Raw genomic sequence first — 19,059 nt, forward strand, 5'->3', positions numbered from 1 at the left:
TTCCAAGAGAGCCTCGTGATGGCCAACATCAAGCAAGACACCATGCCGGTGATCCGCGACCTGCGGGATTTCGATCCACGTTCCGGCAACCTGCTCGAACGCATGATCTTCAACTATCGCCCGCTGTTCATGCTGTTCATGGTGCTGGCCACGCTGGTGCTCGGCTATGTGGCTGTCACTCGCCTGGAACTGCGGCCCAGCTTCGAGAAAATGATCCCGCAGAGCCAGCCCTACATCCAGAACTACCTGGACAACCGCAAGTCGCTGCGCGGCCTGGGCAACTCGGTGCGGGTGGTGGTGGAGAACACCCAGGGCGATATCTTCGACCCCGAATACCTGGACGTGCTGAAAAAGATCAACGACGAGCTGTTCCTTGCCCAGGGCGTCGATCGTGCCTGGATGAAGTCGTTGTGGAGCCCAGGCGTGCGCTGGACCGAGGTCACGGAGGAGGGCTTCCAGGGTGGCGCGGTGATGCCCGATGACTACCAGGGCAAACCGGCCGACATCGAGCAGCTGCGCCAGAACATCAACCGTGCCGGTATTGTCGGCAGCCTGGTGGCGAGCGACTTCAAGTCCAGCATGCTGGTGGTGCCGCTGCTCGACCACGACCTGGCTACCGGGCGCGGTATCGACTACCGGCAGTTCTCGCAGATGCTCGAACAGCAGTTGCGCGACACGTACGAATTCGGCGACGACAGCAAGGCGCGCGCGTCTGGCAAGGAAGGCGAGGGCAAGTACAAGGTGCGGGTCATCGGGTTTGCCAAGCTGATGGGCGACCTGATCGACGGCCTGATCCAGGTGATGATGTTCTTCGCCCTGGCGGTGGTCACCTCGCTGGTGATTATCTTCCTGTACACCCGCTGCGTGCGCAGTACCCTCTTGGTGGTGTTCTGCTCCCTGGCGGCGGTGGTGTGGCAGTTGGGCATTGTCGGTTGGCTCGGCTATGCCATCGACCCGTACTCGATCCTGGTGCCGTTCCTGATCTTCGCCATCGGCGTGTCGCACGCGGCGCAGAAGATGAACGGCATCATGCAGGACGTCGGCCGTGGCACCCACAAGCTGGTGGCGGCGCGCTATACCTTCCGCCGCCTGTTCGTGGCCGGGGTTACGGGGCTGCTGGCGGACGCCGTGGGCTTTGCCGTGCTGATGCTGATCGACATTCCGGTGATCAAGGACCTGGCGATCACCGCCAGCATCGGCGTGGCGGTATTGATCTTCACCTCGTTGCTGTTGATTCCAGTGTCGCTGTCTTACGTTGGCGTTGGCCGCAAGGCGTCGGAGCGTGCCTTGCGTATCGACCAGCGCGCCGCCGAGCACCGGGGCTTTGGCAAGTTGTGGGACGCCCTCGACCGCTTTACCACGCGCAAGTGGGCCACCGGCGCGTTGCTGGTAGCCACGTTGCTGGGCCTGGGCGGTTTCTGGGTGAGCCTGCAGCTGAAGATCGGCGACCTCGACAGCGGCGCGCCGGAGCTGCGCGCCGATTCGCGCTACAACCGCGACAACGCCTACATCACCAGCCACTACGCGCTGTCCAGCGACCTGTTCGCGGTGATGATCAAGACCCCGCCGGAAGGCTGCCTGAGCTACAAGACGCTGATCCTCGCCGACCGCCTGGCCTGGCAGTTGCAGCAGTACCCCGGGGTGCAGACCACAGTGTCGCTGGTCAACGCCGTGCGCCAGATCACCGCAGGCGCCTTCGAAGGCAACCCGAAGATGAGCAGCCTGCAGCGCAACCAGGACATGCTCAACTACGCCGCCCAGCAGGCTTCGGTCAACGCACCGGAGCTGTTCAACACCGATTGCTCGATGATGCCGGTGATCGCCTACCTCAAGGACCACAAGGCCCAGACCCTGGACGACGTGGTGGCCATCGCCGACCGCTTCGCCCGCGAAAACAGCAGCCCCGACCGGCAGTTTCTGCTGGCCGCCGGCAGCGCCGGTATCGAAGCTGCCACCAACATCGTGGTGCGCGAAGCCAACCGCACCATGCTGCTGTTCGTCTACCTGGCGGTCACGCTGTTCTTCCTGATCACCTTCCGCAGCTGGCGCGCGACCTTGGTGGCGCTGCTGCCTCTGGTGCTGACTTCAGTGCTGTGCGAAGCGCTGATGGTGGCCATGGGCATTGGCGTGAAAGTGGCCACCTTGCCGGTGATCGCCCTGGGCGTCGGCATCGGCGTGGACTACGCGCTGTACCTGCTCAGTGTGCAGCTGCACTACCAGCGGCAGGGCCGCACCCTGGGCGAGGCGTACCAGAACGCCGTGGCCTTCACCGGCCGGGTGGTCGGGCTGGTGGGTATCACCCTGGCTGCCGGCGTGGTCGCCTGGGCGTGGTCGCCAATCAAGTTCCAGGCCGACATGGGCATCCTGCTGACCTTCATGTTCCTCTGGAACATGCTCGGCGCACTGCTGCTGATCCCGGCCCTGTCGCACTTCCTGCTGCCGGACAAGCGCTTTGTCGCGGCGGCCCCCGCGCATTGCGAAGCCGCACCACAGCCCCGTGACAGTGCCCAGGTACCACGCGCGCAAGCGCGGGTGCAGGCGTAGTCAGCTCTTAGTCGATTCGAACATGGAAACTGGAACCAACGTCATGGCCAAGACAAAAATAATGCCGCCGGCAGCCGGCGCCTATGCCTACCCCTTGCTGATCAAACGCCTGCTGATGTCGGGTGTGCAACACCAGCCGGACCAGCAGATCGTCTACGCCGACACGCTGCGCTACACCTACCGCGAGCTCGAGCAGCGGGTGCGGCGCCTGGCCAACGTGCTGCGCGCGGCCGGCGTGCAGGCCGGTGACACCGTCGCGCTGCTGGACTGGGACAGCCACCGTTCGCTGGAATGCTTCTTCGCCGTGCCGATGATTGGCGCGGTGCTGCACACAGTGAACATTCGCCTGTCGCCGGAGCAGGTGGCCTACACCATGAACCACGCCGGGGATGACCTGGTGCTGGTGCATGACGACTTCGTGCCGCTGCTGGAGCAGCTGCACGGCCAGTTGGGCAAGGTCAAAGGCTACCTGCAACTGACGGACCGGGAGGCTGCGGCCACGTCGCTGCCGGTGCTCGGCGAGTACGAAGCGCTGCTGGATGCAGCCAGCCCCGAGGCCGAGTTCGAGGACTTCGACGAGCAGTCGGTGGCCACGCTGTTCTACACCACCGGCACCACCGGCAACCCCAAGGGGGTGTACTTCTCGCACCGCCAGCTGGTGCTGCACACCCTGAACCAGTTAGGCACCTTCGCCGCCTACGACGGCCAGCCGTTGCTGCGATCCAGCGACGTGTACATGCCGATCACCCCGATGTTCCATGTGCACGCCTGGGGCGTGCCCTACACGGCCACGATGCTGGGCATCAAGCAGGTGTATCCGGGCCGCTACGAGCCGGACAAGCTGGTGCGCCTGTACCGCGATGAGGGGGTGACGTTCTCCCACTGCGTACCCACCTTGCTGCAGATGATGCTCGACAGCGAGCAAGGCCGGCACACCGATTTCAGCCGCTGGAAGATCCTGCTCGGCGGCAGCGCGCTTACCCACGGCCTGGCGCGTCAGGCCAGCGAGCGCGGCATGCTGATCTTCAGCGGTTACGGCATGTCGGAAACCTGCCCGCTGCTGACCCTGACCCACCTGCACGACGAAGACCTAGCCTTGCCCATGTGCGAACAGGTGGCTCAGCGGATCAAGACCGGCGCCCCGGTGGCGATGGTCGACCTGCGCATCGTTGATGCGGCGGGCGTCGAGGTGGCCCACGACGGTGAGTCGCTGGGCGAGATCGTGGTGCGTTCGCCGTGGCTGACCCAGGGGTACCTGCACGAGCCGGAAAAGGGTGCCGAACTGTGGCAGGACGGTTGGCTGCACACCGGCGACATGGGCTCGATCGACCGCCACGGGGTGCTGGAGATCAAGGACCGCATCAAGGACGTGATCAAGACCGGGGGTGAGTGGATCAGCTCGCTGGCGCTGGAGAACCTGATCAGCCAGCACGCTGCGGTCAATGCCGTGGCGGTGGTGGGCATTCCCGACGAGCACTGGGGCGAGCGGCCGATTGCGCTGGTGGTGTGCATGCCGGGTGACAGCCTCGATCAGGTAGGGCTCGAAGCGCACCTGAAGCAGTTTGTCGACAGTGGCCAGATCAACAAGTGGGCGATTCCGCGCCAGGTGCACTTCGTGGCGGACATCCCCAAGACCAGTGTCGGCAAGATCAACAAGAAGCTGATCCGCGAGATGCATTGCTGAAACCCAATAGCCGTCGGTCTGTACCGACACCTTTCCAACAATCCCAATATAAGGAACACCCCATGAACTTCCTTGATGGCCACCTGTTCACCGAGAACCAGCAGCCGTTGATCATCACCGCAGCGCCCTATGCGCCTTCCTGGGTGCCGTCCGACTTCCCCGAGGACATCCCGGTGACCATGGCCGAGCAGGTACAGAAGGCCGTGGATTGCTACAACGCCGGTGCCACGGTGCTCCACCTGCATGTGCGCGAGCTGGATGGCAAGGGCTCCAAGCGCCTGTCCAAGTTCAACGAGTTGATTGCCGGTGTGCGTGAAGCGGTACCGGAAATGATCATCCAGGTGGGGGGCTCGATCAGCTTTGCCCCCGAGACCGAAGGCGCTGCGGCCAAGTGGCTGAGCGACGATACTCGCCACATGCTGGCCGAGCTCGATCCCAAGCCCGATCAGGTCACGGTGACGGTCAACACCTCGCAGATGAACGTGGTCGAGCACTGGGGCTATCAGGATGTGCGCGGGACTTCGATGGAAGACCCGGCGGTGTACGAGGCCTACAAGGAAATGACCGTGCCCGCGCAGCCCGGCTGGGTCGAAGAGCACGTGCGCCGCCTTAGCGCCGCGGGTATCCAGAGTGCCTTCCAGTGCTACAACCTGAACAGTTTCGAGTCGGTCGAGCGCCTGATGCGCCGTGGCATCTACAAAGGCCCGCTGGTGATGAACTGGGTGGCCATCGGCGGCGGCATGGACGTGCCGAACATCTACAGCCTCGCCAACATCGTGCGGGCCGTGCCGGACGGCGCCGTGCTCACCGTGGAAAGCTCGATGCGCAACGTGCTGCCGATCAACATGATGGGCATCGCCATGGGCCTGCACGTGCGCTGCGGCATCGAGGACAACCTGTGGAACCAGGCGCAGACCGAGAAGATGTCCACGGTGCAGCAGATCGAGCAGCTGGTGCGCATGTCGCGCGAGTTCGGTCGGCCGATCGCCACCGCCAGGCAAGCCCGCGAAATCAGCAAGATCGGCGTGTTCTACGACACCGTCGAAGAAAGCCTGCAGGCCAATGGGTTCGCGCCAAACCGCAACGGTGGCCAGCAGGGCTTCTTGCGCAAGACGGCTGAAACCGCTGACGGCAACTGAGCATTGGTTGACGAGAGGTTTTGCGCTGGCTGAAGCTGTGCTCCAGGGATTGGAGCCAGCTGCTCGGCAACCTCAAACACTCAACCAAAGTGCCAGGGCCGCCAAGGTCACCAGCAGCACCGGCACGGTCAGCAGTACGCCGACCTTGAAGTAATACCCCCAGCCGATCACCACCCCTTTGCGCGCCAGCACATGCAGCCACAGCAACGTGGCCAGGCTGCCGATCGGGGTGATCTTCGGCCCCAGGTCGCAGCCGATGACATTGGCGTAGATCATCGCCTCGCGCACCACGCCCTGAGCTTCGCTGGCATGGATCGACAAGGCGCCGATCAGCACACTGGGCAGGTTGTTCATCAGTGACGAAAGCAGCGCTGCAATCAGCCCGGTGCCCAGCGTAGCCGCCCACAGCCCATGCCCGGCGAGCCAGTCCAGTACCCCGGCAAGGGCGTCGGTCAGGCCGGCATTGCGCAGCCCGTACACCACCAGGTACATCCCCAGTGAGAACACCACGATCTGCCACGGTGCTTCGCGCAGCACGCGGCGGGTTGAAATCACGTGGCCGCGGGCGGCCACGGCAAACAGCACGGCGGCGCAGGCCGAGGCCACGGCGCTGACCGGGATGCCCAGCGGCTCCAGCACGAACAGCGCGGCCAGCAACACCACCAGTACCACCCAACCCGCACGGAACGTGGCGCGATCGCGCACTGCCAGGGCAGGCACTTGCAGGTCGTCGGTGGCGTACCGCAGCGGGATGTCGCGGCGAAAATACAGCCACAGCACCAGCAGCGTGGCCGCGACCGCCACCAGGTTCACCGGCACCATCACGGCGGCGTAGGCGTTGAAGCCGAGCCCGAAGTAGTCCGCCGACACGATGTTGACCAGGTTCGATACCACCAGCGGCAGGCTGGCGGTGTCGGCGATAAAACCGGCGCCCATCACGAAGGCCAGGGTTGCCGTGGGGGAAAAGCGCAGCGCCAGCAGCATCGACATGACGATGGGGGTGAGGATCAGGGCTGCGCCATCGTTGGCGAACAACGCGGATACCGCTGCCCCCAGCAGCACCATGAAGGCAAACAGGCGACGCCCGTCGCCTCGGGCCCAACGCGCCACATGCAGCGCCGTCCAGGCGAAGAAACCGGCTTCGTCCAGCAACAGGCTGATGACGATCAGGGCGATGAAGGTGGCGGTGGCGTTCCAGATGATTGCCCAGACGGTGGGGATATCGTGCAGTGACACCACGCCGCACAGCAGGGCCAGAAGCGCACCGAAGGTGGCACTCCAGCCGACGCCGAGGCCTTTGGGTTGCCAGATGACCAGGGTCAGGGTGAACAGGAAAATCAGCGTGGCTGGGAGCATGAACAGATGGCTCGGGTTAGAGGAAGGCCAGTGTAGCCAGTGCAGCAGCCAATTACTGCAGCATGGCCAGGATTCTGTGTGAGCGGGAATACGGCGCTCTACCGCGCGCTTCAGCAAAGTTCGGTTACAAACATGTAAACTTCGTAAATACGATTTACTCTCATTTGCAATTCCCTATATTTACCACCCCTGTTGGCCACCAGACTGTGTTTGCGAGGCCGGTGGGCGAGGGCTCCCGGTTTGCGACAGGGATGTGCCGTTTCGCTCATGAATCGCAGGAGATGTACCCATGCAGTGCAGAACTTCACCCAACAGCCTGGCCCTGGCGTTCGTGGCGCTGGCGTCACCGGCCATGGTGGCCACCGCGGCCCAGGCTGAAGAGCAGCGTACGGGTGAGGTGCTGGAAGTGCCGGTTGCCGACAACGCGCTGGTGATTCAGGACACCCTGATCACCGCCGAGCGCGAGGCGCGTCAGGCCTTGGGTTCGTCGATCATCACCGCCAACGACATCAAGCGCCACCCGCCGTCCAATGACCTGTCCGATATCATCCGCCGCGAGCCCGGCGTCAACCTGACCGGCAACAGCGCCAGCGGCGCGCGCGGCAACAACCGCCAGATCGACCTGCGCGGCATGGGCCCGGAAAACACCCTGATCCTCATCGACGGCAAGCCCTCCAGCGCCCGCAACGCTGTGCGTTATGGCTGGAACGGTGACCGTGATACCCGGGGTGAAACCAACTGGGTGCCCGCCGAGGCCGTCGAGCGTATCGAGATCTTGCGTGGCCCAGCCGCCGCTCGCTACGGCTCCGGCGCCATGGGCGGGGTGGTGAATATCATCACCAAACGCCCTACCGACGAGCTCAAGGGCAGCGTCAGCCTGTTCACCCAGTTGCCGGAAGACGGTGCCGAGGGTGCCAGCCGCCGCGCCAACTTCAACCTCGGTGGCGGCCTCACCGATAACCTTGGTTTCCGGCTGTTCGGCGGCTTGGCCAAGACTGACGCTGACGACCTCGATATCAACGCCAGCCACGCCAACAGCGCACTGGTTGCCGGGCGCGAGGGGGTGCGCAACAAGGACCTCAACGGCCTGCTCAGCTGGAAGTTGAACGACGAGCACCGCTTCGAAGCCAGTGCCGGCTACAGCCGCCAAGGCAATATCTACGCGGGCGACACCATGAACAGCAACGGCGGCAGCGACGTCGCACTGATTTCCAGCCTGTATGGCCACGAAACCAACGTCATGCAGCGCAGCACCTACGACCTGACCCACCTGGGCGACTTCACCTGGGGTACCAGCAAGACCACACTGGCCTACGAATACGTGCGCAACTGGCGCCTCAACGAGGGTTTGGCCGGTGGCCCGGAAGGGGCGATCAACGACAGTGGCGCGGCGATGTCGCGGTTGCGTAACACGCGCTTGAACAGTGAGGTCAACTTGCCGTTCGCCCTGGGCAGCACCGAGCATGTGCTGACCCTGGGGGGCGAGTACCTGTACGAGTCGCTCAACGACCAAGGCTCGTTCCGTCCGCAGAGCTTCGACCCGAGTGGGTCGGGCAATGACGCGATCAGCGGTTTCGACCGCAGCGAATCGAAGATGACCGCCAGAAGCTACGCGTTGTTCGTCGAGGACAATATCGTCATCGGCGACACGACGGTGACGCCTGGCTTGCGTTTTGACCATCACGAGATGTTTGGCGACAACTTCAGCCCCAGCCTGAACCTGTCGCACAAGCTCACCGAGGCGCTGTCGGTCAAAGGCGGCATTGCTCGCGCCTACAAGGTGCCGAACCTGTACCAGTCCAACCCCAATTACCTGCTCTACAGCCGCGGCCAAGGTTGCAGTGTGGGGCAGACCAACTCCGGTGGTTGCTACCTGCAGGGTAACGCCGACCTAAAGCCGGAAATCAGCGTCAACAAGGAGATTGGCCTGCTGTACGACCGCGGCACCTGGCGTACCAGCGCCACCTACTTCCGCAATGACTACAAGAACAAGATCATCGGCGGTACCGATGTGCTCTATGCCATCAACAGCGGCCGCCGCGTGACCCAGTGGGAAAACGCCGGCAAGGCGCGGGTGGAAGGGATCGAAGGCAACGTCTTCATCGAGCTGACGCCGACCCTGGACTGGAACACCAACCTGACCTGGATGCTCGACAACGACAATCGCGAGACTGGCGAACCGCTGTCGGTGATCCCGGAATATACCGTCAACACCACCCTGGACTGGCGCGCCACCGAGCAGCTGTCGTTCCAGGTGGCGGGCACCTACTTTGGCAAGCAGAAATCGCCGACCTACAACTACCGCACCCAGCAAGACTACGACAAGGCCGCGCAGCAGGACGTCGAGGCCTATGGCCTGGTGGATGTGAGCGCCGGGTACAAGTTCAACGCCAACTACGACGTGCGGGTGGGCGTGAACAACGTGTTCGACAAGCAGATCCTGCGTGGCGGCAACGCCAGCAGTTCGGGGGCCAACACGTATAACCAGCCGGGCAGGGCGGTGTTTGCTGCGCTGAATATCAACTTCTGACAGCGGGGGCCGCTTCGCGGCCCGATCGCGACACAAGGCCGCTCCAGCAGGTACCGCACAGCCCTCGGATGCTGTGCGGGGCTTGTGGGAGCTGGCTTGCCGGCGATTGGGCTGCGCACAGCCCTGGCCTCATCACCGGACCTCAAGGAACCCTCCGATGATCAAAGCCCCTGCCTGGCTACAACTACTCTCTCGCAGCGCCGCCGCGTTGCTCGGCGGCTACGCCCTCAGCTACGCCGCCAGTGCCTGCCTGGCCCGCATCCTGCCGCTATCTGCCGCCGATGCGGTCATCGTCGCGACCCTGCCGGCGTTCATTTTTTACACCGTTGCCATCCTCTGGGCCTTCGCCTGCCGAGATGCTTTGCGCGCCTGGGCGCCGCTGGCACTGGCCGTGCCCCTTGCCCTGATCGGCTTCTGGTCGCAGGTAATGGAGCGGCTGGCATGAAGAACACCTTCACCCAATCGATGGCCTGGCTGCACACCTGGGCCGGGCTGATCTTCGGCTGGCTGCTGTTCGCCATCTTTGTCACCGGCACCCTGGCGGTGTTCGACAAGGAGCTCAACCACTGGATGCAGCCGGAAATCCCGGCCACCCAGGTGCCCCAGGCCGACGCTGCCCGGCGCGCTATCGACTACCTGCAGGCCCATGAACCAAAAGCAGGCAACTGGGGCATCAGCCTGCCGAGCGAACGCGCGCCTGGCTTGCGCGTGTCTACGGGCGAGCGCCGCCACGGCGGTGGCGTGCAGCTCGACCCGCGCACCGGCGAGGCCATCGAGGTGCGTGACAGTGTCGGCGGCAACTTCTTCTTCCGCTTCCACTTCACCCTCGACCTGCCACGCAACTGGGGTATTTTCGTGGTCGGTGCGCTGGCGCTGGTGATGCTTGCGGCACTGGTGACCGGCATCGTCATCCACAAGAAGATCTTCAAGGAGTTCTTTACTTTCCGGCCGAACAAGGGCCAGCGCTCGTGGCTGGATTTCCACAACGCCAGCGCGGTGCTGTTGCTGCCGTTCCACCTGATGATCACCTACACCGGCCTGGTGATCTTCATGCTCATCTACATCCCCGCCGGGGTCGATGCGCTCTTTGCCGGCGACGCACGCGCCTACTTCCAGGCCCAAGGCAATGCCCGCGTGGAACAGCCCCGTGGCCTGGCCAGGCAGCCGGCCGCGCTGGTGGATGTAGCCCCGCTGTTGGCCCAGGCCGAGGCGCGGTTGGGGCCGATCGGCGGCTTGAACATCCGCAACCCGAACACGGCGGCGGCGCGCGTTGAAATCCGCCCAGAGCTGGGTAACCGGATTGCCCTGGCCAAGGGGCAGGCCATGGTCTTCGATGGCGTCAGCGGGCAACTGCTCAGCGACGTAGCTGAGTGGCGCGCGGTGCCTTTGACCCAGCGGGTCATGGTCGGGTTGCACTTTGCCCAATTTGGCGGCTACCCGATGCGTTGGTTGTACTTCGTGTGCGGGCTGGTCAGCTGCCTGATGATCGCCAGCGGCCTGGTGCTGTTCTGCGTAAAGCGCGGGCGCAAGTATGTCAGTGCCACTGCCGATGCTTCGGCGCGGCGCTGGTACCGGGTGGCCGAGGTGTGCAACGTGGGCTTCATCAGCGGTTTGCTACTGGCATGCGTCGGGCTGCTGTGGGCCAGCCGCTTGTTGCCGGTGGAACTGCTACAGCGGGAGAGCTGGGAAGTACGTGCGTTCTTTGGTGTATGGCTGCTGGCGCTGTTGCATGCGGGTGTCAGGCCGGCACGCCGTGCATGGGCCGAGCAACTGTTGCTGACGGCATTGCTGTGCATCGGCCTGGGTGCGTTTGGCGGCCTCGAAGACGCCATGCGCCTGGGCGTAGCGGCCTTTGCGTTGGTGCTGGGCGTGTTGATTGGGCTGGTGGCCTGGCGGGTGCGGCAAGTACAACCGGTGCAGCGCAAGGCCCGGGCAGGCCGGCAACAGGAGGCCGAGGCATGATGATGTGGATTGCAGGCGCAGTGCTGTTCGCTTATGCCGGTATGCTCGGGCTGTGCCAGGGGCTGGAGCGGCATTACAAACAGGTGTGGAATCGCACCTGCCCGCGCGTTTGGAGTATCAGCCTGCGCAGTGCCGGTTGGTTGGCGTTGCTGGCGAGCCTGACGCTGTGCGCCCAGGCCTGGGGCTGGGCCATGGGGCCGGTGGCCTGGTTCGGCGTGTTGTCGCTGGCGGGGTTGGTGCTGGTGATGTTACTGCCGTACTGGCCACGGCTGGCGGTGGGATTGGTGGGGGCGCTGCCGGTGTGGGGTTTGGCGCAGGTGGTTACCTATCTATGAACTGAGCGCGCCTACAAGGGATATGCGTTTGTGCGGGCGGCGACATTGTTGCAGCCAAACGCCTCGCAGCATGCTAAACCATGGGCCCCTGCCTGCTGCGAGAGAGCCCCGGTGAAAGCCGTCCGCCTGACCCTGATCTGCCATGCCCTGACCCAGGCCCAGAAGACCGGGCGCCTGCACCGTGCAGATGACGCCATCTTGCCGTTGACCCAAGAGCCCGACGCCATCGTGCCCGGCGTGCAAATGCTGACTGCGCCAGAACGGCGAGCCTGCGAGACGGCGGCGTGGTGGTCGGGGCCGGTGCAGATCGAGCCGGCATTGGCCGATTGCGACCTGGGGCGTTGGCAGGGTTTGCCGCTGAAGCAGTTGCAAACCGAACAACCGCAGGCGTTGGCGCAGTGGCTGCAGGACCCGGCCAGTGCGGTGCATGGGGGGGAATCTTTCGCGAGAGTATGCCAGCGGGTGGCCGCTTGGCTGGCGGCCTTCGACACGCCGGGTGAGTGGCTGGCAGTGACTCACCCGATGGTGATGCGCGCCGTGTTGGTACAGGTGTTGGGGTGCCCGATGCAGGCTAGCCAGCGTGTCGACGTGCCGCCGCTTTCGCGCCTCGAGTTGAGCTTTACCGGGCAGTGGCGCCTGCGCCTGGGCTGAGGGTCAGAACGCCAGCTTGTAGCCGATCAGCAGCAGCATCGCCGCCAGGCACGGGCGCAGTACGCGGTCCGAGATCCGTCCGGTGAGGTGGCTGCCCAGGTAGATGCCCGGCAGCGAGCCCAGCAGCAGGTAGCCCAACAGCGACCAGTCCATGTTGCCCATGCCCGCGTGGCCCAGGCCTGCTACCAGGGTGAGCGGCACCGCGTGAGCGATTTCCGTACCGACCAGGCGGCGGGTGACCAGAAACGGGTACAGCAGGAACAGCGCCACGGTGCCCAGGGCGCCAGCACCGATGGAGGTGAGGGTGACCATAACCCCCAGCACCACGCCGGTGACTACGGTGAGGGTGTTCAGGCTGCGGTCGCTGAGGTGATAGTGGTCACTGGCATGGCGGCTGGCAAAGGCCTGCAGACGCGATTTGAACAGAATGGCCAGCGCGGTCAGGATCAGCACCACTGCCAGGCCTTGCTTGATGATGGCGTTGAGCGCCGAGGTGTCGGTGTGCAGGGTGCTGAGGAACCACAGGGTCAGTGCTGCGGCGGGCACGCTGCCCAGGCTGAGCAGCCCGGTGATCTTCCAGTCGATGTTCTTGTGGCGCGCATGCACCCAGACGCCACTGGCCTTGGTGATGGCTGCATAGAGCAGGTCCGTACCAACGGCCGTAGCCGGGTTGATGCCAAACCACAACAGGATCGGGGTCATCAGCGAGCCGCCACCGACGCCGGTCATGCCGACGATGAAACCCACGACCAGGCCCGCAATGGTGAAACCGAAAGAACCTACATCCATACGCTACTCGACTGCCCATCTTTGCCCGTTATCGGATGCAGCCAGCATATAGATTTTTTTATAGCCAAATAGACTTGTTCGTTATTAGGTTATAACCGGCATGTGTTCAGGCCCCCGGGCGAACGCTTGCCCGGGGTTGCAGATAAAATCGTCGAACTGGCGCCCGTTCGCGGGCGATAATCCTGGCTTGGACCGGAGCCGATCAGTGCGGCATGGCGAGGGTCGGCCTGTCACCTTGCCGGCGCAGCGCCTCCACCTTCCCCGGCCCGTTTCCAGCAACCTCGAAAGGAGCATCCCATGAGCAATGACATCCAGCGTTTCCCCAGTAGCCTGCCGTTTCCGTTTTCCCGTGCAGTGAAGGCCGGGGGGTTTCTGTTCCTCTCCGGCCAGGTGCCGATGAGCGCCAGTGGTGAAGTAGTGCGCGGTGATATCCAGGCCCAGACCCGCGCAGCCTGCGAGCGCATCGCCGAAAGCCTGGCGGCCTGCGGCGCGCGCTTCGATCAAGTGGTCAAGGCCACGGTATGGCTGTCGGACATGAGCCACTTTGCCGGTTTCAACGAGGTCTACAAGGAGTTTTTTGGCGCGGCGCTGCCAGTGCGTTCGACTGTGGCCTCGGCGTTGGCGCTGGGGGTGGATGTGGAAATTGAAGTGCAGGCGTTTGTCGGCGAAGCCTGACCGGGCTGAGTCCCTGGCAAATCAATAACCCATGTTTTCTAAGAGGCGGCAACAGGCAGTGGCTGTTGCCGTCTATGACAGGGCTTAGATCCTGAAGCTGCCTACCAGCTGCTTCAAGCGGCCAGCCTGTTGAGCCAGTTGATCGCAGTGCAGCAGTGTCTCGTTCAGGTTCTCGACGCCTTGCTGATTCAGGGCGTTGATCTGGGTGATGTCCAGGTTGAGGCTCTCGACCACGGCAGTCTGCTCTTCGGTGGCGGCCGCCACCGACTGGTTCATGCCATCGATTTCGCCAATACGCTGGGTCACGCTGGCCAGGCGTTCGCCGGCCTGGTTGGCCACCTGCACGGTCTGCTCGCTCGAAACCTGGCTGGTGTTCATGGTGTGCACCGCTTCGCGCGAGCCTACCTGCAGGCTGGTGATCATGCGGTGGATCTCTTCGGCCGATTCCTGGGTGCGGTGTGCCAAGTTGCGCACTTCGTCGGCCACCACGGCAAAACCACGGCCGGCCTCACCGGCACGGGCGGCCTCGATCGCGGCGTTCAGTGCCAGCAGGTTGGTCTGCTGCGAGATGCCCTTGATCACATCGAGGATCTTGCCGATTTCGTCGGTGCTGGCGTTAAGCGTTTCAATCTGCGCGCAGGACTCGCTGATACGCTGGGACAGGGCGGTCATGGCGCTGATCGCTTCCTCGACCACTGCACGCCCGCCGTGGGCCTGCTCGCTGGCGCCGCTGGCATGCTGCGAGGCATCGGCGGCGTTACGGGCGATTTCCTGGGTGGCAGCCCCCAGTTCGTTGATGGCCGCGGCCACACTGTTGGTGCGCATACTCTGTTCTTCAGAACCGCTGATTGACGCGTTGGACGCGCTGACCACTTTTTCCGACAGGTCATGCACCAGGCGGGTGGCCGAGGACACTTCGCTGATGGAGGCATGGATGCGTTCGACAAAGCGGTTGAACGAGGTGGCCAGCTCGCCGAATTCGTCCTTGTTTTGCACGGTCAGGCGGCGGGTCAGGTCGCCTTCACCTTCGGCGATGTCGCGCATGGCGCGGCCCATGGTGGTCAGCGGGCGCATCAGCACCGGGATCAGCAGGCCCAGCAGGCCGGCGATGGCAGCCACGGCAATGAGCATGGCGATGATCGCCGAGGTGCGGAATTGGCTGAGCGCCGCGTAAGCCTTGTCTTTATCGATGGACAGGCCGATGTACCACTGTGCCGACGGCAGGCCGGCCACCGGGGCGAAGGAAATGATGCGGTCCTGGCCGTTGAGGATGACATCCTGCATGCCGGCGGCAACCCGCAGGTTGCTGCCCGGATAGATGTCCTTGAGGTTCTTCATCACCTGGTCTTTGTCGGGGCTGACAATCACCTGGCCGTTGGCGTCGGCCAGGAAGGCGTGGCCGATGCCGCCGAAATCGACCGAGTTGATGATCTCGACCAGCGTGTCCAAAGTCACGTCGCCACCGACCACACCCATCAGTTCACCATTGCCCTTGCGCTTCACCGGGGTGGCGATGGTCACCATCAGGCCACCGACAGCGCCTTGGTAGGGGGCTGTCAGCACAGTCTGCCCGGCGCTGGCGGCGGCGCCGTACCACGGGCGCTGGCGAGGGTCGTAACCGGCAGGCATCTGGGTATCCGGGCGCTGGGTGAACACACCGTTGGCCTGGCCCAGGTAGGTGAACAGGAAATTGCGCGTGTAGGAAGGCTGCTCGATCAGCCCGGCCAGGGTCTCGCCGGTGCCTTGCTGGCCGATATCCTGGGCCAGGTTTTCCAGCACCAGGATGCGCCCGCTCATCCAGTTTTGCACGCTGCTGGCAGTCAGTGCGCCGGATTGCTGTACCGAGGCTTCGATGTTCTGGCGGATCGTGTTGCGTTGCAGGTAGTCGTTGTAGAGCGTGAACAGGGCAAATGCCAGGACCACGACGCCGCAGGCGCTGAGCAGGATCTTGTGGCGAAATTTCAGGTTCATGTATCGAGACCTTGAGCCAATGAGGGGAGGGCGCAGCACGCTCATGACGCGATGCGGTGCCTGTCGACCGAGATATCGGCTCAAGGGGTAAAAGATTGAAGCACTTACAGTAATTTCTTCTGGGCGTTTCGACAGACGGCAGTCACTGATTCGTCAGCTGTTCGATCAACAGCCGTGCGGCCTGCTGCAGCGGTTGTTGTTTGCGCCACAAAATGTGTACCGGCAACTGCAACTCGTTGCGGGTATTGCGAAAATCCAGGCGTACCAAGCGCCCGTTGGCCAGCCGCGGCGCGACCCGCGACAGTGGCAGGTCGCCCCAGCCCAGGCCGGCTTCCACCATTTGCAACGCCAGGTCGAAGCTGTCGGTGGACCAGTGTGTGGCGCCGATCAGCGGGCGCGGGTCAGCCAGCGGCAGGTCGCGGCTGCGCACCAGAATCTGACGCACCCGGGTCAGGTCTTCGAGGTAGTGAATGCGCCCCTCGCGCAAGGCCGGGTGGGTGGGCGACAGCGTGGCCACCAGCGACTCCACGCCGATGTGCTGGAAGCTTCGGCGGGCATCGACCTGCAGGCCGGCAAAGGCCACGCAGAGGTCGGCCCGCCCGCTGTCCAGCAAGTGCAGGGCTTCTTCCTGCGGGGCGCTGAGCAGGGCGATATCCAGCAACGGGTGGCGCTCGCCCAGGCTGGCGATGGCCGCCAGCAACGGGCGGTGGTCGATGTCTGGCACAACGGCCACGCTCAGGCTGCTTTCCAACCCCTGGGACAGCTCCAGGGCATGCACTTGTAGCAGCCCCAGTTGTTCGGCAATCAGCCTGGCGTGTGGCTCCAGGGCCAAAGCCTTTGCGGTAGGGCGAACCTCACGTGAGCCGCGCTCGAACAGGCTGTAGCCCAGCTCGGCCTCAAGATTGCCGATGGCCATGCTCACGGCCGAAGGCACCCGCTGGAGGGCGCGTGCGGCGGCGGAAAACGAGCCGCGGTCGAGTACGGCAAGAAACAGCTGGATGTTGTCGCTGGAAAAATTCATGGCAGCCTCCTGTCAGTAGATCTGACAGCCGCTGACTTTTGCTGTCAAGCATGATGACGCATGATCGCGCCCCATCGCTTTTGTCATTGGAGTAATCCCGATGCAGGGACTAAAACGCAAACTGGTCTACGTGACTTTCTATGAGCTGATCGGGCTGTGCATGTCGACCCTCGGCCTGGCCTACCTGTCGGACACCCAGGCGTCGCATACCGGGCCACTGGCGGTCATGATCACCACCATCGCCATGCTCTGGAACCTGATTTACAACACCCTGTTCGAGTACTGGGAGAGCCGCCAGGCCAGGCGCGGGCGCAGCGTGGCGCGCCGAGTGGCGCATGCCATCGGTTTCCAGCTGACCTTGGTGGTGTACCTGATCCCGCTGATTGCCTGGTGGCTGGACATGACGCTGATGGAGGCGTTGCTGGTCGATATGGCGTTCATCATTCTGGTGCCGTGCTACACCTTCGCCTACAACTGGGCGTTCGACCGGGTCTTTGGGCTGCCACGTTCTGCCATGGCTGCTGCTTGATCCAGCCTGTACCCACTAAGGCGGCAGGCGGATGATCAAAGGTTCTTGCTGCTGCTTTACCTGCTGTTCCACCGGTTGTTCAACTGGCCGTGGTGCGCTGGCGAGCAAGCTGTCCTCAACCTGCCCCGACAGGTAATACACCCCCGCCATTGCCCCGCTCTGGCGGTTCTCCATCAACTCCTGCCATTCCTGGTTCAGTGCCACGTTCAGGATCACCCGCAACTGCTCGACCATCTGCGGCTGTTCGCGGTCATGGGTCATCATGCCGTAGCCGGCCGCGGCGATTGAAATCATCGCTCCTGCCACTTTGCCGACTGCTGATGCGACGGCGCTGGCGATGCCGCGTGGGGCCAGGGTAGCGCCGAGCTTGTCGCTCGCCTGGGTGGCCACCGAATTAAGCCCGACATCGGTTCTCCCGGGGCCCTTGCTGGCCAGTTGATGAAGGTGCTGGCGCATGGCTTGCCAGGCCGGCTGCTGGTCCAGCGGCTTGGCCCGTAGCAGTTGATACAGGCTGGCATTGCGGGCATCCGGTGGCCCCAGGGCGATGGCGGGGATGCGGTTGAGGCGCTGGCTGAGCTGCTCGGGCGGCGCGTTGTAGCGGCTGATGATGGCTGGCAGTTGCTGGCCGAACAGTTGCAGGTACAGCTCGCAGGCCCGGTCACGGATGCCCTCGGGGTTGATCTGTTCGGCCACCGGCTCGATCACCCGCACGTGGTATTGCTCCTGCAGGTACAGGGCCAGGCGCTTTTCTGCCGGCTCCCGGCCTGTGCCACTGTCGAGTTTGTACCAGGCCACCTTGAGGGTCAGCCACTGTTGGGTCCAGTAGCCGGTGAACCAGGGGATGAAGTCACTTTCGGTGCGCTGTTGTACCTGTTCCCGCCACACCCGCATGGAGCGCCGTGCATAGTCATTGGCCGAGCCGGCTGCGCCGACCGAGGCGTCGATCAATTCCTGATCGATGCGTTGCCAGGTGGCCGGGGTGAGCACCGCAGGGGGCGGCGGGGCTGTTGGGCGCTTGCCCGCGCAACCGGTGAGGGCCAGCAGAAGGCACAGCAACAGAAGGATTCGAGAACTCACGCGGCCGCCTCCCTGGTAGAGGCTGGGGTGGTTCTCGCAGTATAGGGCCGGGTGAGTGGGGTTGCTGTGCAGCCCATCGCCCGGTCATCGCGGTCCTACAGGGACCGCGTCAGCATGAGCGGCTAGTTCAGGTCGAGCTTTTGTTCCAGGCGGTCCAGGTGCTTGTGCATCAGCCCAAGCGCCGCCTCGGCATCGCCTTGCTCCACGGCATCGATGATCGCCGCATGTTCTTGCCAGGCGCAGTGGTCGCAGCACGGCGATTCGTAGCGGGCAATGATTAGCGAGGTCATTGGAACCAGGCCGTTGAGAAACCGCGCCAGTGGCGCATTGGCTGCCACCTGCGCCAGTTTGAGGTGAAACTCGCCGCCTAGGCGGATTGCCGCGCACCGTTCGCCGCTTTCATGGTGCTGGCGTTCGCGTTCCACCAGTTGCCGCAGCTGGCGCACCTGCGCCGGCCGAGCGCGTTGGGCGGCCAAGGTGATCAGCGTGGTTTCGGCCAGGCGTCTGGCACTGAGTACCTGGCGCGCCTGGTCCGGGTCGGGCGCCGCCAGGTGCGCGGTGTGGCTGGGCCGCTGCACCACCACCTGCTGGTCGGACAGGCGCCCAAGCACACGGCGTATCACGGTGCGGCTGACGCCAAAGGCATGGCCCAGCGCCTGCTCGGGCAACAGGGCGCCCGGTGGCAGGCGCTGTTCGAGAATGGCGTCGAACAGCCGAGGGTAGATTTGCTCGGCCGACAGACGGGTTTCGCCAGCAGCCAGCAGGGCTGGCAGGTGGGGGGCGGCATTCATGGTCG

Annotated in this window: 16 protein-coding genes and 1 pseudogene; 10 read left to right on the plus strand and 7 right to left on the minus strand. The window is 64.0% G+C overall.

All coding sequences use genetic code 11. From position 1 onward, the window contains the following. Window positions 1–18 precede the first annotated feature (18 nt). From ACK1VC_RS12085 to ACK1VC_RS12095, 3 genes are all read left to right on the plus strand, one after another. Complete coding sequence (locus tag ACK1VC_RS12085; RefSeq protein ID WP_449117963.1) at window positions 19–2,544, plus strand: efflux RND transporter permease subunit; 2,526 nt, start codon at window positions 19–21, stop codon at window positions 2,542–2,544. 43 nt (window positions 2,545–2,587) lie between these two features. Then, window positions 2,588–4,228, plus strand: a complete 1,641-nt coding sequence (locus ACK1VC_RS12090) for a fatty acid--CoA ligase (RefSeq protein WP_060518998.1) — start codon at window positions 2,588–2,590, stop codon at window positions 4,226–4,228. 62 nt (window positions 4,229–4,290) lie between these two features. Further along, a complete protein-coding gene (locus tag ACK1VC_RS12095; RefSeq protein WP_016485864.1) occupies window positions 4,291–5,367 on the plus strand; it encodes a BKACE family enzyme in 1,077 nt (358 codons plus the stop codon). 72 nt (window positions 5,368–5,439) lie between these two features. Here the strand turns inward: ACK1VC_RS12095 and ACK1VC_RS12100 are convergent, their stop codons facing one another. Then, entirely contained in the window at window positions 5,440–6,723 is a 1,284-nt protein-coding gene (locus ACK1VC_RS12100) for an arsenic transporter (protein ID WP_016485865.1), read from the minus strand. A gap of 289 nt (window positions 6,724–7,012) precedes the next feature. Here ACK1VC_RS12100 and ACK1VC_RS12105 point away from each other — a divergent pair, with 289 nt between their 5' ends. The 5 genes from ACK1VC_RS12105 (at window position 7,013) to ACK1VC_RS12125 (ending at window position 12,201) form a co-directional block, all read left to right on the plus strand. Then, window positions 7,013–9,253, plus strand: coding sequence for a TonB-dependent siderophore receptor (locus ACK1VC_RS12105; protein WP_191087463.1), 2,241 nt, complete (start codon window positions 7,013–7,015; stop codon window positions 9,251–9,253). 157 nt (window positions 9,254–9,410) lie between these two features. Next, complete coding sequence (locus ACK1VC_RS12110) at window positions 9,411–9,698, plus strand: hypothetical protein (protein WP_060518994.1); 288 nt, start codon at window positions 9,411–9,413, stop codon at window positions 9,696–9,698. Then, window positions 9,695–11,215 (plus strand): PepSY-associated TM helix domain-containing protein, encoded by a 1,521-nt coding sequence (locus tag ACK1VC_RS12115; protein WP_191087464.1) that lies wholly within the window; start codon window positions 9,695–9,697, stop codon window positions 11,213–11,215. Before ACK1VC_RS12110 ends, ACK1VC_RS12115 begins: the two co-directional genes overlap by 4 nt. Next, complete coding sequence (locus ACK1VC_RS12120; protein ID WP_016485869.1) at window positions 11,212–11,550, plus strand: DUF3325 domain-containing protein; 339 nt, start codon at window positions 11,212–11,214, stop codon at window positions 11,548–11,550. The genes ACK1VC_RS12115 and ACK1VC_RS12120 overlap by 4 nt, the downstream gene beginning before the upstream one ends. A 111-nt stretch (window positions 11,551–11,661) precedes the next feature. After that, complete coding sequence (locus ACK1VC_RS12125) at window positions 11,662–12,201, plus strand: histidine phosphatase family protein (RefSeq protein ID WP_016485870.1); 540 nt, start codon at window positions 11,662–11,664, stop codon at window positions 12,199–12,201. A 3-nt stretch (window positions 12,202–12,204) separates the two neighbouring features. On the opposite strand, the gene ACK1VC_RS12130 is transcribed toward ACK1VC_RS12125, so the two are convergent. Further along, entirely contained in the window at window positions 12,205–12,990 is a 786-nt protein-coding gene (locus tag ACK1VC_RS12130) for a sulfite exporter TauE/SafE family protein (protein WP_016485871.1), read from the minus strand. A gap of 297 nt (window positions 12,991–13,287) precedes the next feature. Between ACK1VC_RS12130 and ACK1VC_RS12135 the strand changes: the two genes are divergently transcribed. Further along, on the plus strand, window positions 13,288–13,665 hold the full coding sequence (locus tag ACK1VC_RS12135) for a RidA family protein (protein ID WP_016485872.1): 378 nt from the start codon (window positions 13,288–13,290) through the stop codon (window positions 13,663–13,665). A gap of 84 nt (window positions 13,666–13,749) precedes the next feature. Here ACK1VC_RS12135 and ACK1VC_RS12140 read toward each other — a convergent pair whose 3' ends face one another. From ACK1VC_RS12140 to ACK1VC_RS12150, 3 genes and pseudogenes are all read right to left on the minus strand, one after another. After that, window positions 13,750–14,490, minus strand: a complete 741-nt coding sequence (locus ACK1VC_RS12140; RefSeq protein WP_449117968.1) for a methyl-accepting chemotaxis protein — start codon at window positions 14,488–14,490, stop codon at window positions 13,750–13,752. Window positions 14,491–14,604: 114 nt separating this feature from the next. Beyond that, a pseudogene (gene mcpA, locus ACK1VC_RS12145) lies at window positions 14,605–15,681 on the minus strand (methyl-accepting chemotaxis protein McpA); the annotation flags it as partial. Between the two features lie 97 nt (window positions 15,682–15,778). Beyond that, the gene (locus ACK1VC_RS12150) at window positions 15,779–16,657 is read right to left on the minus strand and encodes a LysR family transcriptional regulator (RefSeq protein ID WP_016485874.1); all 879 of its coding nucleotides are present in this window, start codon (window positions 16,655–16,657) and stop codon (window positions 15,779–15,781) included. A gap of 100 nt (window positions 16,658–16,757) precedes the next feature. On the opposite strand from ACK1VC_RS12150, the gene ACK1VC_RS12155 reads away from it, so the two are divergent. Further along, window positions 16,758–17,186 (plus strand): PACE efflux transporter, encoded by a 429-nt coding sequence (locus ACK1VC_RS12155; RefSeq protein ID WP_016485875.1) that lies wholly within the window; start codon window positions 16,758–16,760, stop codon window positions 17,184–17,186. A gap of 15 nt (window positions 17,187–17,201) precedes the next feature. On the opposite strand, the gene ACK1VC_RS12160 is transcribed toward ACK1VC_RS12155, so the two are convergent. Together ACK1VC_RS12160 and ACK1VC_RS12165 are read right to left on the minus strand one after the other, a co-directional pair. Further along, on the minus strand, window positions 17,202–18,263 hold the full coding sequence (locus tag ACK1VC_RS12160) for a hypothetical protein (protein ID WP_060518990.1): 1,062 nt from the start codon (window positions 18,261–18,263) through the stop codon (window positions 17,202–17,204). A gap of 122 nt (window positions 18,264–18,385) precedes the next feature. Further along, window positions 18,386–19,054, minus strand: coding sequence for a GntR family transcriptional regulator (locus ACK1VC_RS12165; protein ID WP_016485877.1), 669 nt, complete (start codon window positions 19,052–19,054; stop codon window positions 18,386–18,388). Between the last annotated feature and the right edge of the window lie 5 nt (window positions 19,055–19,059).

Source organism: Pseudomonas sp. XP2 (assembly GCF_053557975.1).

Coding starts and splice junctions, on each gene's coding strand:
- ACK1VC_RS12130 (WP_016485871.1), bottom strand. CDS start 12,990: ATGGATGTAGGTTCTTTCGGTTTCACCATTGCGGGCCTGGTCGTGGGT.
- ACK1VC_RS12090 (WP_060518998.1), top strand. CDS start 2,588: ATGGCCAAGACAAAAATAATGCCGCCGGCAGCCGGCGCCTATGCCTAC.
- ACK1VC_RS12085 (WP_449117963.1), top strand. CDS start 19: ATGGCCAACATCAAGCAAGACACCATGCCGGTGATCCGCGACCTGCGG.
- ACK1VC_RS12120 (WP_016485869.1), top strand. CDS start 11,212: ATGATGATGTGGATTGCAGGCGCAGTGCTGTTCGCTTATGCCGGTATG.
- ACK1VC_RS12135 (WP_016485872.1), top strand. CDS start 13,288: ATGAGCAATGACATCCAGCGTTTCCCCAGTAGCCTGCCGTTTCCGTTT.
- ACK1VC_RS12100 (WP_016485865.1), bottom strand. CDS start 6,723: ATGCTCCCAGCCACGCTGATTTTCCTGTTCACCCTGACCCTGGTCATC.
- ACK1VC_RS12110 (WP_060518994.1), top strand. CDS start 9,411: ATGATCAAAGCCCCTGCCTGGCTACAACTACTCTCTCGCAGCGCCGCC.
- ACK1VC_RS12140 (WP_449117968.1), bottom strand. CDS start 14,490: ATGCGCACCAACAGTGTGGCCGCGGCCATCAACGAACTGGGGGCTGCC.
- ACK1VC_RS12155 (WP_016485875.1), top strand. CDS start 16,758: ATGCAGGGACTAAAACGCAAACTGGTCTACGTGACTTTCTATGAGCTG.
- ACK1VC_RS12105 (WP_191087463.1), top strand. CDS start 7,013: ATGCAGTGCAGAACTTCACCCAACAGCCTGGCCCTGGCGTTCGTGGCG.
- ACK1VC_RS12115 (WP_191087464.1), top strand. CDS start 9,695: ATGAAGAACACCTTCACCCAATCGATGGCCTGGCTGCACACCTGGGCC.
- ACK1VC_RS12165 (WP_016485877.1), bottom strand. CDS start 19,054: ATGAATGCCGCCCCCCACCTGCCAGCCCTGCTGGCTGCTGGCGAAACC.
- ACK1VC_RS12150 (WP_016485874.1), bottom strand. CDS start 16,657: ATGAATTTTTCCAGCGACAACATCCAGCTGTTTCTTGCCGTACTCGAC.
- ACK1VC_RS12095 (WP_016485864.1), top strand. CDS start 4,291: ATGAACTTCCTTGATGGCCACCTGTTCACCGAGAACCAGCAGCCGTTG.